Source organism: Sphingobacterium daejeonense (genome assembly GCF_901472535.1).
Lineage (GTDB): Bacteria > Bacteroidota > Bacteroidia > Sphingobacteriales > Sphingobacteriaceae > Sphingobacterium > Sphingobacterium daejeonense.
The window spans coordinates 3,143,901-3,160,359 of sequence record NZ_LR590470.1; the positions used below are offsets into that span (position 1 = coordinate 3,143,901).

19 protein-coding genes are annotated in these 16,459 nt (G+C 36.9%); 4 read left to right on the forward strand and 15 right to left on the reverse strand.

The genetic code is table 11. The annotated features are described in order from the left end of the window. Positions 1 to 69: 69 nt before the first annotated feature. Positions 70 to 1,107, reverse strand: a complete 1,038-nt coding sequence (locus tag FGL31_RS15235; RefSeq protein ID WP_138092647.1) for a quinone-dependent dihydroorotate dehydrogenase — start codon at positions 1,105 to 1,107, stop codon at positions 70 to 72. Between the two features lie 52 nt (positions 1,108 to 1,159). On the opposite strand from FGL31_RS15235, the gene FGL31_RS15240 reads away from it, so the two are divergent. Beyond that, positions 1,160 to 3,070, forward strand: coding sequence for an ABC-F family ATP-binding cassette domain-containing protein (locus FGL31_RS15240; protein ID WP_138094770.1), 1,911 nt, complete (start codon positions 1,160 to 1,162; stop codon positions 3,068 to 3,070). A gap of 43 nt (positions 3,071 to 3,113) precedes the next feature. Next, positions 3,114 to 3,725, forward strand: coding sequence for a DUF4126 domain-containing protein (locus tag FGL31_RS15245; protein ID WP_138092649.1), 612 nt, complete (start codon positions 3,114 to 3,116; stop codon positions 3,723 to 3,725). On the opposite strand, the gene FGL31_RS15250 is transcribed toward FGL31_RS15245, so the two are convergent. The 6 genes from FGL31_RS15250 to FGL31_RS15265 form a co-directional block, all read right to left on the reverse strand. After that, positions 3,706 to 4,680 carry a lysophospholipid acyltransferase family protein gene (locus tag FGL31_RS15250; protein ID WP_138092651.1) on the reverse strand — a complete coding sequence of 325 codons (975 nt, stop codon included), beginning with the start codon at positions 4,678 to 4,680 and terminating at the stop codon, positions 3,706 to 3,708. The genes FGL31_RS15245 and FGL31_RS15250 overlap by 20 nt on opposite strands. Positions 4,681 to 4,750: 70 nt before the next feature. Next, on the reverse strand, positions 4,751 to 6,319 hold the full coding sequence (locus tag FGL31_RS15255; RefSeq protein ID WP_317131028.1) for an ABC transporter ATP-binding protein: 1,569 nt from the start codon (positions 6,317 to 6,319) through the stop codon (positions 4,751 to 4,753). Next, entirely contained in the window at positions 6,253 to 6,534 is a 282-nt protein-coding gene (locus FGL31_RS26000; RefSeq protein WP_232047204.1) for a hypothetical protein, read from the reverse strand. Before FGL31_RS26000 ends, FGL31_RS15255 begins: the two co-directional genes overlap by 67 nt. A 50-nt stretch (positions 6,535 to 6,584) precedes the next feature. Next, a complete protein-coding gene (locus FGL31_RS26005; RefSeq protein ID WP_232046806.1) occupies positions 6,585 to 6,860 on the reverse strand; it encodes a polysaccharide deacetylase family protein in 276 nt (91 codons plus the stop codon). A gap of 95 nt (positions 6,861 to 6,955) precedes the next feature. Next, on the reverse strand, positions 6,956 to 7,543 hold the full coding sequence (locus tag FGL31_RS26010; RefSeq protein WP_232046807.1) for a polysaccharide deacetylase family protein: 588 nt from the start codon (positions 7,541 to 7,543) through the stop codon (positions 6,956 to 6,958). Between the two features lie 107 nt (positions 7,544 to 7,650). Beyond that, positions 7,651 to 8,139, reverse strand: a complete 489-nt coding sequence (locus FGL31_RS15265) for a hypothetical protein (protein WP_099371616.1) — start codon at positions 8,137 to 8,139, stop codon at positions 7,651 to 7,653. A 265-nt stretch (positions 8,140 to 8,404) separates the two neighbouring features. On the opposite strand from FGL31_RS15265, the gene ychF reads away from it, so the two are divergent. Beyond that, positions 8,405 to 9,505: a redox-regulated ATPase YchF gene (gene ychF / locus FGL31_RS15270; RefSeq protein WP_138092653.1), complete on the forward strand. Its 1,101-nt coding sequence runs from the start codon at positions 8,405 to 8,407 to the stop codon at positions 9,503 to 9,505. Between the two features lie 155 nt (positions 9,506 to 9,660). Here ychF and FGL31_RS26015 read toward each other — a convergent pair whose 3' ends face one another. Both FGL31_RS26015 and FGL31_RS15280 read right to left on the reverse strand, forming a co-directional pair. Then, positions 9,661 to 9,915, reverse strand: coding sequence for an NlpC/P60 family protein (locus tag FGL31_RS26015; protein WP_138092655.1), 255 nt, complete (start codon positions 9,913 to 9,915; stop codon positions 9,661 to 9,663). Beyond that, on the reverse strand, positions 9,870 to 10,424 hold the full coding sequence (locus tag FGL31_RS15280; protein ID WP_138092657.1) for an NlpC/P60 family protein: 555 nt from the start codon (positions 10,422 to 10,424) through the stop codon (positions 9,870 to 9,872). Before FGL31_RS15280 ends, FGL31_RS26015 begins: the two co-directional genes overlap by 46 nt. A gap of 78 nt (positions 10,425 to 10,502) precedes the next feature. Here FGL31_RS15280 and FGL31_RS15285 point away from each other — a divergent pair, with 78 nt between their 5' ends. Further along, positions 10,503 to 10,970, forward strand: coding sequence for a universal stress protein (locus tag FGL31_RS15285; protein WP_099371619.1), 468 nt, complete (start codon positions 10,503 to 10,505; stop codon positions 10,968 to 10,970). Here FGL31_RS15285 and FGL31_RS15290 read toward each other — a convergent pair. The 6 genes from FGL31_RS15290 to FGL31_RS15315 all read right to left on the reverse strand — a co-directional run bounded on the left by FGL31_RS15290 (position 10,967) and on the right by FGL31_RS15315 (position 16,261). Continuing rightward, positions 10,967 to 12,142, reverse strand: coding sequence for an RsmB/NOP family class I SAM-dependent RNA methyltransferase (locus FGL31_RS15290; protein ID WP_138092659.1), 1,176 nt, complete (start codon positions 12,140 to 12,142; stop codon positions 10,967 to 10,969). The genes FGL31_RS15285 and FGL31_RS15290 overlap by 4 nt on opposite strands. Positions 12,143 to 12,148: 6 nt before the next feature. After that, positions 12,149 to 13,414, reverse strand: coding sequence for an ABC transporter substrate-binding protein (locus tag FGL31_RS15295; protein WP_232046809.1), 1,266 nt, complete (start codon positions 13,412 to 13,414; stop codon positions 12,149 to 12,151). Further along, complete coding sequence (guaA, locus tag FGL31_RS15300; protein ID WP_138092663.1) at positions 13,401 to 14,951, reverse strand: glutamine-hydrolyzing GMP synthase; 1,551 nt, start codon at positions 14,949 to 14,951, stop codon at positions 13,401 to 13,403. Before guaA ends, FGL31_RS15295 begins: the two co-directional genes overlap by 14 nt. A gap of 111 nt (positions 14,952 to 15,062) precedes the next feature. After that, positions 15,063 to 15,278, reverse strand: a complete 216-nt coding sequence (locus FGL31_RS15305; RefSeq protein WP_138092665.1) for a GIN domain-containing protein — start codon at positions 15,276 to 15,278, stop codon at positions 15,063 to 15,065. After that, the gene (locus FGL31_RS15310) at positions 15,241 to 15,717 is read right to left on the reverse strand and encodes a GIN domain-containing protein (RefSeq protein ID WP_138092667.1); all 477 of its coding nucleotides are present in this window, start codon (positions 15,715 to 15,717) and stop codon (positions 15,241 to 15,243) included. Before FGL31_RS15310 ends, FGL31_RS15305 begins: the two co-directional genes overlap by 38 nt. 145 nt (positions 15,718 to 15,862) lie before the next feature. Beyond that, positions 15,863 to 16,261: a hypothetical protein gene (locus tag FGL31_RS15315; RefSeq protein WP_232046810.1), complete on the reverse strand. Its 399-nt coding sequence runs from the start codon at positions 16,259 to 16,261 to the stop codon at positions 15,863 to 15,865. Between the last annotated feature and the right edge of the window lie 198 nt (positions 16,262 to 16,459).

Here is a 16,459-nt window from a genome sequence, read left to right on the forward strand (position 1 = left end):
ATCAATACATACTTAAGAAAGTAGCTCAATAATTTAGTGAAAAGGAGGTTAAAATTTAACCTCCTTTTTTTATTTATTTTTCTCTTTCAGAATTCCTTTACAAATATCGGCAACGAGGCCAGGCCCTTGGTATATAAATCCTGTATATACCTGTACAAGGCTTGCACCTGCGTTTAATTTTTCAATTGCATCCTCTGCAGAGTGTATTCCTCCTACCCCTATGATTGGAAATGCTTTTTCTGATTTATCTGAAAGGTATTTAATCACCTCTGTTGATCTTCTTGTTAATGGCTTTCCACTTACCCCACCTGGTTCCTGAACCAAACTTCTATGGCTTTGCAGACCTTCTCTAGCAATTGTTGTATTGGTAGCAATCACTCCTGCGATTTTTGTTTCCAAAACTATTTCTACTATATCGTCCAACTGTGTGAAGGTCAAATCAGGAGCAATTTTTAACAATATGGGCTTTGGATTACTTTTTTCAAGATTTAATTGCTGCAGTGTGTTTAGAATCTGCATTAACGGTCCTTTTTCCTGTAATTCACGAAGTCCTGGAGTATTTGGTGAACTGACATTCACTACAAAATAATCGACATAATCAAACAACGAGTTAAAGCAGTAGATGTAATCGTTTACTGCTTCTTCATTAGGTGTAACTTTATTTTTACCAATATTCCCGCCTATGATTACTCCATTTTTTTCTTTTAGGAATTTCAGTTTAGCGGCAGCTACATCTGCACCTTTATTATTGAATCCCATTCTATTGATCAGCGCATGGTCATCCACAAGTCTGAACATCCTGGGTTTGTCATTTCCGGGCTGCGGTTTTGGTGTAACGGTTCCAATTTCTATAAAGCCAAAACCAAGTCTTGCCATATCCTCGATGTATTCTGCATTTTTATCAAATCCAGCGGCAAGACCGACAGGGTTCTTGAATGTCAAGCCGAAAACCTTAGTTTCCAACCTTGGGTCATCAACGCAATACAATGATTTTAACAAAGCTTTCGAGCCCCAAATTTTGTTGAAGAATTTCAATCCAGAAGTCACCGTGTGATGTGCTTCTTCAGGGTTCATGGAGAAGAATAATGGTTTAACTAGCTTATACATGAGTGCAAAGGTAGCCAAAGATGAAGAAATATTCATTACTTTTGCACCCGAAATGATATCTATAAATAACTTAACATTCGAAATTGGATCAAGGGCCTTATACGATGAGGCCAACTGGCATATTAAACCAGGTGATAAAGTTGGTCTAATCGGTGCTAATGGTACCGGAAAATCAACTTTATTGAAACTTATCGTCGGAGAGTATTCACCTACCAGCGGTACAATCTCTATGGCCAAAGATCTTAAGTTAGGTTATTTAAATCAAGATTTACTTTCTTATCATTCGGAGAAGAGCATTCTTCATGTTGCCATGGAGGCTTTTGAACGTCAGAATCAGCTTCATACAGAAATAGAAAATCTGTTGAAAAAACTGGAAACTGATTATTCCGATGATATCTTGAATAAGCTGAGCGATAAGCAAACAGAATTCGAGGCATTGGATGGTTACAGTATAGAATTCCGTGCTCATGAAATCCTTGCAGGATTGGGATTTTCAGAAGAAGAACAACAAAGACCATTAGCTACCTTCTCAGGAGGATGGAGAATGCGTGTTATGTTGGCGAGAATCTTGTTGCAAGCGCCTGATATCTTATTACTGGATGAGCCTACCAACCACTTGGACTTACCATCAATCAAATGGCTTGAAACGTATTTGCAAAGTTTCGAAGGTGCAATTGTTATTGTATCCCATGACCGTTACTTCTTGGACCGTATTATCAATAAAACTGTTGAATCAAGAAAAGGAAAATTAACGCTCTATGCAGGTAACTATAGTTTTTACCTAGAGGAAAAATCTCTGCGTGGTGAAATCCAGAGCAATCAATTTAAGAACCAACAGGCTAAGATCAAGCAAGAAGAGAAACTAATCGAAAGATTCCGTTCCAAAGCAAGTAAAGCAAAAATGGTTCAGTCCCGAATCAAGGCTTTGGATAGAATGGAAAAAGTGGAGGAAGTGGATGATGATAACCCTGAGGTAAACTTCAGCTTTAAATTCTCCAAACCATCAGGCAGGCATGTGGTGACCTTGGAAAACATTTCCAAATCGTATCCAAATGTTGAAATTTTGGAAAACACGGATGGTTTGATTGAAAAAGGAGATAAAATCGCATTAATCGGTGCCAATGGTAAAGGTAAATCTACTTTGCTAAGGATTGTTGCTGATGCTGACAAAGAATTTGAAGGAAAAAGTACGAAAGGACACAATGTTTCACAAACGTTCTTTGCCCAACATCAATTAGAGGCTTTGCATTTAGAAAATTCTGTTCTTCAAGAATTAGTTGCCTTTGCTCCTAAACATACAGAAACAGAACTACGTTCTATTTTGGGTAGTTTCCTATTTACTGGCGATGATGTTTTCAAAAAGATCAAAGTTTTGTCTGGGGGTGAAAAATCAAGGGTTGCTCTTGCTAAAGCATTGACTGCAGATGCCAATTTCTTGGTACTGGATGAGCCGACCAATCACTTGGATATGGCATCTGTCAATATCTTAATTCAAGCTCTTCAACAGTATGAAGGATCATTTATTGTCGTATCCCACGACCGATATTTTCTGGACAATATTGCCAATAAAATCTGGTTTATTGAAAACAAGGAAATAAAAGAATACCCTGGATCCTACCAAGAATATGAGGAATGGAACTCAAAACGTGTTATCAAACCTGAAATCAAGCAGGAAAAGAAACCGAAAGAGGAACCAAAGAAGGAGAAAGCAGCTCCAACCGAAGACGTAAAAAGGATTATTCAAAAAAAGAATAAAGAGTTAAGTCTATTGGAAGAGAAAATCGAAGAGCAAGAGGTTTTGGTTAAACGTCTGGAAACTGAACTAGCACAAGAAGACATTTATTCTGATGCTGTCAAATTACAGGAATACACTCGGAATTACAATTCTGAAAAAGCAAAGCTAGAAACATTGCAACAAGATTGGGAATCATTGGCTGAAGAAATCATGAATCTGGAAGGTTAATTTATTGGCTAGAATTTTGTTGTAAAATTCATAAAACCAAGAGATGACCGATTCACTACCATACTTAGTTTCGTTGTTCATAGGCATTGGCCTTGCTGCAGCCACAGGGTTTCGTGTATTTTTGCCTATTTTCTTTTTGAGTCTAGGCACTTATCTCAAGATTATTCCTTTGGATGCAGATTATGCTTGGATTGGGAGCTTACCTGCGGTAATAGCTACTGGAATTGCTACCTTGACAGAAATCATTGCCTACTATATCCCCTTTGTTGACAATATTCTAGACAGTATCACTGTTCCACTTGCTACTATTGCTGGATCCATGCTCTTTGCTTCTCAATTTACAGAGGTAAACAACTGGATACAATGGTCCTTGGCAATAATTGCCGGCGGAGGCACAGCTGCCACTATAAGCTCAGTGCTTGCCGGCACCAGAGCTGCATCCTCCACAACGACTGCAGGAGTAGGTAATCCTGTCCTGTCAACTGTAGAAACCATTGGGTCTACCATCATGAGTATATTCGCCATATTTATTCCGGTGCTTGCAGGGATCTTGGTCCTGATCATGCTGTATTTCGCAATTAAATATGGTAAAAAATTATATTATAAAATCTCAGGTAAAAAGCAGCAGAATAAATTTAAGGATTCAACTTATTGACACGATCATCTAAATTTTCTCCACCAACCCTAACAGGCTGGTACTGTACCCAACAATATGACAAGAATGGCAAGAGGATAAATATCAAAAATCCCCACCAAAACCCCGTGATACTGCCTATAATTACACTCAATAAAAAGATAATAACAGGATAAGTAAATAGAAGAACAGCAAATAATAGAGAATCATAAAAGATCGTATTTTCTGTTTTTTTCAATACCTGTTTTTTGACTAACTGATAGTACCAGTTATGTGTATATTTACCAGCTATTGCTGGGAATTTCATCCACTCTCTACTTTTTCGGATGCCTTCTGTTTCTCCAACAAAGCTATTGAGCATATGGTTATCCATTTCCCCTCTAACCTTTTTAATAATCTCATTGGTCATAACTTCAGAATTATTTAAATAATCTGTGGAGTCAATAGGCTCCAAAGCTTCTAAGTACACAGCCTTGGGGTTAAAATCAAATGAATTATAGCTCAAAATATAGGGTTGTACCTGAATAGGTACATCCATCTGTACTGCTCGTTGGATAATAGAGTTCAACCCTGTTGTCATAAAAGGTTTTAAATCGATATGATTTCTTGAAACTCCTTCAGGGAAAATCAACAATTTGCGTCCCATCTTCAACTGTCGGACACATTCGTCATAAGTGAATGCATTCCTGATCTCAGCATCTTCGCCATCATTTTTCTTATAAATTGGCAACATAAAGAATGTTCGCAATGCCCAATTTGCCCAAGGTTTTTCAAAAATATCTCCCCTAGTTAAAAAACATATTTCAGATGGTTGATGCACAGTAATGATCAGTGCGTCAAAAAATGAATTAGGATGATTTGAAACAATCACAGCCGGATTATTATGGTCTGCATATTGCAGATTTTTCAACTGCCAGTCCGAAACATACCAGTTTAGGCCTAGTTTAACAAATGACCTTAGAATTGGGTATAGCATAAATTAATATTCTCTAATATTAGAATCTTAATTTTCCATTAACAAAAAACACGCCTAAAATATCAAGAATTTAATCTTCTCGCATGGATTCCGTAATCTTATGAATATTCAAGCTGTTTGCCATTGCACTAAAGATCTTGTAATAAGCCCCATGCATATCAAATAGTTCCTCATGAGTACCGTCTTCCACTACCCTACCTTTTTCCATTACTATGATATGTTCTGAATCGATTATCTGAGAAATACTGTGAGAAACAATAATAACTGTTCTGCCAACTTTTATAGCATCCAGGCTATTTTTAATTTGTTCGGTAGCTATTGCATCTAAGTTTGCAGTAGGTTCGTCCAAGAAAATAATGGGTGGGTTTTTCAGGAACATTCTCGCTATCGCAATACGCTGTTGCTGTCCACCGGATAATAAATGCGCTTCAGAATCATATCCATTTGGCAAATCTAGAACCTGTTCATGTATAGATGCTTTTTTTGCTGCATCCATCACTTCATCCAATGTAGCATCAGTTTTTCCATAACGGATATTATCTGCAATGGAACCTTTAAAAATATGGTTCTTCTGCAACACCAAACCTATATTTTCTCTCAAGAACTCAGTATCATATTCTCTAAGGTCTACCCCATCCAAATAAATGGCACCAGTGGTAGGTTCATAGAATTTATCCAATAGATTTATGATGGTACTTTTTCCCGCCCCTGATAAGCCTACCAAAGCTGTATTTTGGTTAGGGCATATTCGCATGCTCACATCAGTTAATGCTTGGTGACCATTCGGATAGCTGAAATCAACATTCTTAATCTCAATTAGGCCATTTATTTTATCGGGTCTATAATTTCCTGAAGGCTCTTTTTGGCCTTCATCTTCCAAAATTCCAAAAAAGCTCTCTGAATAGATCAAGGCATCATTTACCTCATCATATATACGGTGCAACTGCCTAATTGGAGCTGACACGTTATTGAACAACATAATGTGGAACATAATCGCTCCTATGGACATCTGCTCATTCAAAACAAAATAAGCAGTCAGGATGATCACTATAACGACTCCAATTTGCTCTATAAATCCTTTGATGCTTTCAAAAATAAAGGATGTCTTGCGAGTAGCCATTTGATTCTCGGTCATCTCAAATTGGATGTCCTTATGTTTTTCAGCTTCTGTTTCTTCTCTTACAAAGGATTTGATCACCGTAATTGAATCAATCAGGTTGATTAATTGGTTACTTTTGTTCTCTCTATATTGGCGCATATTTCTTCGAAACCCTGACAATCGCTTTGCTTGCAATTGAGAAACATAGAAATATATTGGAATTATAAACAAACCTACAAGCCCTACATAGAAGTTGGCCAGAAACATACAGACTAGAGCCACGATTGCATTGGCAAATAATGGGAGAATATCTATAAAGAAGTTCTGCACTAATCGTGTAAGGGAACTGATACCAGCGTCAATACGCGTTTGAAGTTTTCCGGATTCATTGACACTGGAGGTGTAGAATGCCATTTTATAGGTCAGAATTCGGTCTACAATAGCTTGGGAAAAATCCCTGGCAATCATAATCCTTAATTTCTCACCGTAGTATTTCTGTCCGAACTGGACAATGGAATATATAATTTCCTTTCCCAACAAGATGGCTGATATAATTCCGAGAAGATATAATCCCGTTCGGAGTGGGTTTTATTGACCAGTAGATCGCTGATGGTATCTACGGTATATTTAAGTATAAAGGCATTTACTTGAGCTGCAAATGACCCTATTACTGTTAAGATTAGCGTATAGAAAATTAAGTTTTTATACGGTTTGGTAAATGGTAGTACTTTTTTAAATAATTGAGAAATGGTCATAAATGTTAAACTCCTTTATGTACAAAAAGTTTAAGCCTAACCCACCTTCACTAATATTTTATTGGATAATTTGCAATAAAATCAAATTTATAATCTTTATGTTGTTTTAGGCTGTCAATCAAATTACTCAACAATTGTTGTCCTTTTTTATTTTGGAACATATCATCATGCATCAAAAGCACGATATTATTTGGTTTCAATGTTGATTTATTACCGAGCATATTATTTATTCTCCGATAAACTTCTTCAACTGACTGAACTGGTTTTCCGCTAAGTCCGTTGATCTTCCATTCTACGTCCCATCCGTAAATCTTATAGCCATTCACTCCCAATAAATCTGCTGTTTGTGCTCCTGAGGTTAAATCTTACTCTGCGAACATCATCAAAAAGCCAAATATTTCTTCCTGGCATTCTCACGATTTTATGTTTTTAGCCCCAATGAGGTTTCACATTTCTCAAAATCAGAAACTGCGATTTCTGGATTGCTATAAAAGGCATGGAATTTATTGGCAGCATGTGTAAAACTATGGTTATAACATTCGACCAATGGATTGTTCATATAACGATCAAAATCACGTTTTAATCTTTTGCTCATTCCAGCATGTTTACCAACCAGAAATGTACTAATCTTGATGTCTTTAGAGGTGATAATAGAATCAATTGCTGAACTTCCGATCAATGGTCCATCATCGAAAGTCAGATAGATATGTTTGTCTTTTTTGTTTAATTCTCTATAAATAGAATCTCTGAATTGTCGTTTTGCTACTTTTGGATCAATTTTATTGATTGAATCAAGTGCTGGGAAAACTATTTTACCTCTGTTCAAAGAGTCTAAAATGTCCATTAATTTCACGGTATCTTGCTTTCCTTTGGTATTTCCTTCAGTAAGAGAATTTTCTAAAGAATCGGTAAGATTACTAGTTGTTGAGCCAACAATAGAATTACATGATAAAACCGTAGTTAGGGCAGAAATCACTGCTAAAACAGCGACAAACGACTTTTTCAACATAGCCAAAAAGGATGTATTAAAATTTTCACAAAAGTACTATAATTTGTCGAATAAAGAAAGGGACTTCTTTTTTGAAGTCCCCTCTAATTTATCCCTATATTATAATGCTAATCTCTGTGATGTCTACCTTTATTCCAGCGTTTTTCCATCTTGCGATGTTGTTTATAATGCTTCTTTTCCATTTTGCGGTAGTGCTTGTCAGCTCTTCGATAATCGCGTCCTCCGTCCCTGATTGCTACTTGAGAATAGTTTCTGGAGTATCCATGATAACGGTCATAATAATGGCGGTGATTTCTCCAAGGTCTAGACTCATTAATCACTACTTTGTAAGTTCTATGAAAGTCACGTCCTCTATATCTTCTTGGTATTGAACTATGCGAAATCCATCTGCGTCCATCGTAATAGGTATAATGCCTGCTAGAAATATCATAATACATATCAAATTCAGGCATGTAATAATATCTGGCGTAGTCATATCCTACTGGACCCCATGAAGGCTGTAAACCGATATTAAAACTTACGTTTACTTGTGCCTCTGCAGGTTTAACAAAGAATAAACCTCCCAAGAATAATGCTGCGTAAAATAACTTTTTCATAAAAAACCTCCTTATATTTTTAGGACCCAAACGTCCGTTTATTTTTATTGTTCTGACATCCATTTTTAAGTTAAGGATTAACGAGAAAATGTTAAAATTTGTAAAATTTCATCTACATCACTCAAAATCAGTATGTTATTTTTCATCTTTTTGTCATTTTTTTAGAAAAGCTACTGAGGTTATCTGCTTAAAAAATACTGTTTATCAGTCTCGGTTTTGTAGTCGTATTTTGTTATCTTTGTCGCAATTTTAACAAAATCGCAACATGGCATTACAATGTGGTATCGTAGGCCTACCAAACGTAGGTAAATCAACCTTATTTAACTGTTTATCAAACGCTAAAGCACAAGCAGCGAACTTTCCATTCTGTACAATTGAACCCAATGTTGGTGTTATTACTGTACCTGATGCTCGCCTTAATAAGTTAGCGGAGCTTGTAAATCCTCAACGTATCGTTCCTAACACCATCGAAATCGTAGATATCGCTGGATTAGTAAAAGGTGCTTCTAAAGGTGAAGGTCTTGGAAATCAGTTTTTGGGTAACATCCGTACTACAAATGCTATCATCCATGTACTAAGATGTTTTGATGACGGCAATGTGATTCACGTTGATGGTTCTGTTGACCCTATCCGTGATAAAGAAATCATTGATACTGAACTTCAACTGAAAGACTTAGACACTGTAGTTAAGCGTATTCAGAAAGTTGAGAAAATGGCCAAAACTGGTGGCGATAAGGATGCAAAGAAAACATTTGATGTGCTTACTGTCGTTAAAAACCACTTGGAATCAGGCAAGTCTGCACGTACAGCACCTATCTCTGAAGAAGATTTTGAATTTATCGATGACCTTACTTTATTAACAGTTAAACCTGTTCTTTACGTTTGTAACGTAGATGAAGGTTCTGTGAATACAGGAAATGCTTATGTAGAAAAGGTTAAGGAAGCGGTAAAGGACGAAAATGCAGAGGTATTGATAATCTCCGCTCAGATCGAATCTGAAATTGCTCAATTAGAAGATTATGAAGAGCGCAAAATGTTCTTGGAAGATTTAGGTCTTGATGAATCTGGTGTTCACAAATTAATCCGCGCAGCTTACTCCTTGTTAGACTTAGCAACTTACTTTACGGCAGGTGTTCAAGAGGTTCGTGCTTGGACAATCGAAAAAGGATTTACGGCACCTCAAGCAGCCGGCGTAATCCATACCGATTTCGAAAAAGGATTTATCCGTGCCGAAGTAATTAAATATAATGACTTCGTTCAGTACGGTTCAGAAGCAGCCGTTAAAGAAGCCGGAAAATTATCCGTAGAAGGAAAAACATATATCGTTGAAGATGGGGACATTATGCACTTCAGGTTCAATGTGTAATTCATAAATAAAGCGGCTTGAAAAGGCCGCTTTTTTTATGGGAGACATAAGACATAAGACACTAGAACTTTCTGAAAGAAATTTAAACAACAAATACTTCCATTGTTCAAACTATACCAATTCTAATGTCTTATGTCTATTGTCTTATGTCTCTCCTAAAGTACCCTCTTCACAATCCTCAACCGATGAGTCGTTTGTTGTAGGTCATGGTTATAGATTCCTTCGTTGTCGATGGAGTCGATTCTGACTTTTTCTACGACGTGTAGGATCTCTTCGTCGGAGATGATAATACCAAGGTGGTCCACTTCTCCTTGTTCGTTTACGAAAAATGCTAAATCGCCACCCCTTATTTCTGAGATAAAGTCTATTGGGTTCCGATTTGGAGGATTGACTCTAGGTCCTTGGGTAATTCAAGGCCAAAATGTCTGTAAAACAAACCGCAGAGGCCTATACTGTCTAATCCATGAATTGTTCTCCCTTTATATAGATATGGAGTATTAAGGTAGGATGCTACAAAGTTTTCCAATTGCTCTCTATCTCTTTCTTCATCATAACCTTCTTGGGTATCACGGAGGTCTGATAAGATTTTATAATTGTCAGAAGCTGTTACTATACTTTTGTTTTCAGGAATTGGGCTTCCATGAAATATTTGCATTGTTTTATTCTCTCCTGCTACTGCATATCCACCGACTTCATCAATGATAAAATCTGTTGGTATAACTTCTTCTACCATTTCATATTGACCTTCCATGATCCAACCTTGGATTTCTGTATCCATGATTTGAATACGTGTCCAAGATTTCTGTTGTTCGATAATTGTAAAAGCCTCACCAAATAAAAGTTCATATACTCTATTTGAGGAAAATTTCGGAGTTTCCAAAACGGAAATCGAACTTAAAACACAAATTCCTAATGCCATAATTATGTTGTTTGTTAAAACAATTAAGCTAATTTAAACGTTTTTTATATATTAGATATACATTATAATCTAAATATCATGACAACTAAAAAGTTCAATCGAATACTATTAGCGATCGATGAAACGCCATGTTCCCGTAGGGCAATCGATTATGCTCGAGAAATTGTAGACGAAATACATCCTGCACTTGCTTTGGTTACCGTAGTGCCTCCAACCTCACCTACTTCATACGGAGTTGATCCATTATTAGGCCAGCAACCTATTATTGTTCCTGAGGTTTCTGAAATACAACAACAAGCATCCCAGGATTTCTTGAACAATCTAGCTACAGAATTCCAAAATGCTTCTGAAACATTCACATTCAACCGTGTTGGTGACGTAAGGGATGAGATTTTACAAGTTGCCAAAGAATGGACTGCAGACCTTATTATCATGGGCAATAATGGCCGTACTGGCTTTGACCATTTTTTATCAGGTTCGGTTTCTGAAGCGCTAATCCGTAAGGCAACTTGCCCTGTCCTTGTAATACCTTTAAATTGTGACTAAGGTTTTTTAAAACGAGCGACAAACATCGAATCTGCTTTCTTGTCATAGCCTATTATGGCTTGTTGATTTTCCAATTCTAATCCGAGGTGGTCTGTTATGTATTGGGTTATTTCTTCATTCTCAGCAGCAAATACTGAACAGGTTATATAAACCAGTGTTTTCCCTGATTTTAAGTAAGGGACAACATTTTTCACAATCTGTTTTTGTAGCGTGGAGAAATTTTCGATTTCACTAGTTTTGAACTTTTGAAGCATCTCTGGAGTTCTTCCCCAAGTTCCTGATCCTGTACACGGAGCATCGACGATAATACCATCAAAGCGCTCTTCTCCCATGATATGATCAACAGGTTTGCTTAAGTCCAATATCTTTTTTCGATAATAAGTCTTAACGTCAGCTTTTTCAAAACGTTCATCAAGGTTCCTAAGGATACTTAGACGGACATCTGAAACCAATAATTTGATATTTGATTCCTTGTCCAACAATAGTAGGGATTTACCTCCCGACGCAGCACAGCAGTCCCACCAAGAGCTTTTTGGGGGTACAGAAACTTCATTCAAGCTTTGTTGTGATGCCCAATCCTGAACTTCGTAATCACCATCCAATGATTTCAATTGTTGCAGATTGGTACCATTTGGCAAGGCAACGGTTTGTGAAGATAGCTCCTCGAATGCGATTTCATTCTTCTCCAATGTTTTCTTGACTTTGCCTTCCATTCCTTTTTGCACTCTGATATAAAGGTTTGGCTGAATAAAGTGAGATATTATAAAACTTCTCTTCTCGATGTTCGGTGAAAGCAATGAAGTAAATGGAAATACATCATCCAAGAATTGGCCGAATTCTGCCTCAATAAAATTGATTTTTTCTTCTATGCCTTTGGTTGATATCTCAATCCAATCTGGCTTATTAACAGCCACTACCGCTGAGTTTTGCTCACAAAGAAACTCAGCTATACAAAGCCTATCTAAAACAGAAAGGTTAGAAAATCCTTTTCCTAACCTAAAATAATTATAGCAGAGCCTAGAGTTCATCCTTCTATCGGATGAACCCATTTGCCTATTATTCTTGTAGAATTGAGTTAAGAACCTAGAGAAAGGTTCTTTGAACTGATATTCCTGTATCGTACGTTCGAAGTTTCGAACTTGTTGATTTACTCTTTTGCTATTTACTTCCAAAGTATGTTATTGAAAAGAACCGTTACGGTAGGTTCTTACTTTTACGGCTTGGTTCACATATCCCCAAGTCGGATTATAATTGAATTGATAATCACTGAAAATTCCAGAATATTTTTCATCAACTACCTTCTCAGCATATTCCGGTCCGTATTTGTTCAGTAGGTTAGCGAAATATTTACCCGCATCGTATCCTTTGTAAGCATAATCAGAAGGGTCTATTTTGAAAGTTGACTTATAGTTTCTCTGGAAATTCTGAACATCAGAACTCCATACTTTTAGATGGCTTTCTGAAGTAATAGTTGGATCCATACGGTAGAAATTATCATATGGTTTGAAATCAATACGAGACCAAAGTGGATGGCCATATAGACGCACTGAATAACCGCTTCCTACTTTATTGTCCAATGCATTAACTAAAGATCTAAGTTGTGTTCTCTCTGTAGTTCCGCTGACCACCAATGCCGTACCTTCATCAGGAATTGCGGATTGCAACTGTGAAGCAGAAGTTACATGGACAATTTTAGCATTTGGGTTGATTTTTTTAACTTCTTCATCAAACCCTGCTATAAAATTACGGTGATCATTATCTCTAGCATCAAATACTATTATTACATCACCATCCATATAACGGTTCATCATTTCAGCCACGATTGTACGCATATGGATGCGTATTGGTGGCGTCAATGACACTAAATTTGAGATATTGAATTCTGTTGGCATGGTTGCAGCCAAAGGACTTACCTGTAATACTTTTGTGTTTTTATTTCCTTTAGCGAATGATCTAATTTCTTTAGGATATACAGGTCCTACGATGAGGCTGGCATCTTCAATTTCTTTGGATCCTGCGATGGAAAGATTTTTCATCTCATTATCTTGGGTATCCATTACCTTGATATTGAAATCACCAGGTTTCTTGGCAGCTTCATTAACCCCCAATTGGAAACCTTGGTAGAAGTCCAATGCTAATGCTGAACGCTTAACATCTGCTTCTACTACGTTTTGATTGGAGATCATATTCAGTTGAAAAGGTAAAAGCAAGGCAATACTTTTCGATTGGTCTGCTTTTACTGCTTCTTCTTTTTTCGATTCTTCTTTTTTCTCTTCTTCGGTTTTATTCTTTTCGGCTTCGTTTCCTTTATTACCATAAACGTTAGGGTTTTTTAAGACCCCACCTGTAGTTTTTGGTGAACATGAACTAACCGTTAGAACAGCGCCTAAACAAAGAGCTGCAAGTGTTCCTCTGTAAATATTTTTCAACTTATTCCCACTCAATGGTTGCTGGTGGTTTTGAACTGATATCATATACGACTCTATTGATTCCTTTGACATGATTAATAATCTCGTTTGAAATTTTAGCTAACAAATCATATGGCAAATGAATCCAATCAGCTGTCATCCCATCAAGGGATCCTACTGCTCTTAGTGCGACTACGTGTTCATAGGTACGTTCATCACCCATCACTCCGACTGATTGAACCGGCAAGAAAATAGTTCCTGCTTGCCATACTTTATCATACCAACCTGATTCTTTCAGGTTGCGAATGTAAATGTCATCAGCTTCTTGCAAAATCCGTACCTTTTCTTCAGTAATATCGCCTAAAATTCTAATTGCTAATCCAGGACCTGGGAAAGGGTGTCTTCCTAAGATAGCTGGATCAACCTCTAATGACTTACCAACGCGGCGTACCTCATCCTTAAATAAAGTCTTTAAAGGCTCAATAACCTTTAATTTCATATAGTCTGGCAGACCACCAACGTTATGGTGAGACTTAATAGTAGCAGAAGGACCCTTCACCGAAATAGATTCAATAATATCCGGATAAATAGTTCCTTGTCCCAACCATTTTGCCTCTAAACCATCTGGCAATTCTTTTTGTATTTCTTTTGCTGCTTCATCAAATACATCAATAAATGAAGCACCTATAATCTTTCTCTTTTGTTCTGGTTCCGATACACCTGCCAATCTTGAATAAAATAGGTCTTTTGCATTTACACCTTTAATATTCAATCCCATGTTTTGGTAAGATGCCAATACCTGCTCGTATTCATCTTTACGTAATAATCCATGGTCTACAAAGAAACAATGTAGTTTATCGCCAATTGCATGATGTAATAAAACCGCAGCAACTGTAGAATCTACTCCACCGGATAAAGCCATGATAACATGGTCGTTACCTAATTGTTCCTTAAGTTCAGCAACAGTTGTTTCTACGAAAGCATCCGCTGTCCAGTCTTGAGTACAACCACAAATGTCAATCACAAAATTCTTTAACAATACTTGTCCATCAGTACTGTGAGTAACTTCAGGGTGGAATTGAATTCCGTAAGTATTGGTTCCTTCGATTTGGTATGCTGCGACACGAACTTTGTCCGTACTTGCAATAATTTTAAAATTATCTGGGACTTGTTTTATGGTATCACCGTGCGACATCCATACTTGCGATTGTGTAGGTATGCCTTTCAACAGATCATTCTCTTGGTCTACAAATTGCAAATTCGCACGTCCGTATTCTCTAATTTCCGACGGCAATACTTCCCCACCAGAATGTTGGGCAATATATTGAGCACCATAACAAACCCCTAAAAGTGGGAATTTCTCCTGAATAGATTTGAAGTCAATCTGAGGGGCGTCTTCTTGACGAACGGAATAAGGACTTCCTGAAAAAATCACACCTTTTACGGTTCCATCAAATTCTGGAAGGTTGTTGAATGGGTGAATTTCACAGTATACATTTAGTTCCCTAACGCGACGCGCAATTAACTGAGTATATTGCGATCCAAAATCGAGAATGATAATTTTTTCTGACATGGCGCAAAGTTAACAAATCAATAGCTATTTTATTAGAGGAAATGTTAACTTATTGCATCAAAAAAGAAAGCAAGCATTTTTATGCTTGCTTTCCCGTCATAAGATTGCTTATTATTTGTGGAAAGTTATCCTTCCACCAGCAATTTTTTTATCTCTTTTGTTGGTTGGATTTCCATATACATCTATAGTTCCACCAGCTCTGGTTTCTACATCTGCAGACTCAGTCGCATAAACCTCTGTTTTCCCCCCAGCATTCACCCTTACATGGACTATATCAGTTTTCAGGTCCTTACCATAAAAGTTTGCACCGGCGGGTGGTTCTGACATTTAACTTGGTTGCTGAGCCCAATAAATCAATTGAAGCCCCAGTATTCACCGTTGCATCAACTCCCACAGCATTGATCAACGCTCTGATCTTAGCCCCTTCGGAAGCCGTAAAACTCATTGCCTCCTCCTCTATCGCCGACTCCTCAACATTCACTTCCGAGCCCTTTTTTGCTATGATCTTGGATACTGAAGGTGTATAAACCACAACATTGGCTTGATCACCCTGCATTATATAACCACCCTTCATTTTCAATCTCAACTGTCCTTGGGAATATACTGCTTCAACCTTATCAGCTAAATCTCCCTTAATTTCGATTTCATGGCGATCACTGGGAACAATACTCACCCACAGCCTATCTGTCACTTCTAAAACTGAAAATTCATTGATGGTTTGCTTAATCTGTGCATCCCACTGTATGCACCAAAAATGTAACTGCAATTAATAAAATGTACTTTATCTTCATATCGCTAATATAAATATTTACCTACCTAATAACGCTAATTCATCGGCAGTATACATATTAGCACCCTTTAAATATTTATAAATTTTATCTTTCGTGTATTTATCGTTGAGTTTGTGGAGGTTATTCATAACAAAATCCTTGTCTTTTTTCAATTTCATGATGGTACCCTAAATATTTTGGGATATGATACTGAATGCTCAAACGTATGAACCGCAGCTCAACATTGTTTGGATTTGCCTTGAGTTCTTTTTCCAATTTATTCTTTCCATCTTTAAAATAACTCATCTTTTTGAATGGATTTGAAGTATGCTTTGCCATAAACATATGGTATGCTGCAGCATAACCTCGCTCTACAGGAGAATCTGCTTTTTTCTCAAGAACTTCCAGATGCTTTTTACATAATTCTTCGTCTTTAACGCCCTTGTTGAAATCATTACGAACGGTATTCAAATCTATATCTTGAGCACTTATCTCTTTGGAAATCAACAGCACAAAGGCTAAAATCATTACTCTCATCATAATTAAAAATGGTTTATCTCCCTTTAAATTACAAAAAACAAGCCAACTCAAATAAATTTTAACAATTTTCACGCAACATTTCTTCTTATTTCATTTAAGTAAAGCAGAGACCACGATAAATTATTTAACTCATTCAAATTATTATTGCTAAATTACATATACTAAAATCACCGTTGAACTTTTAAAAAAAGGAATAAC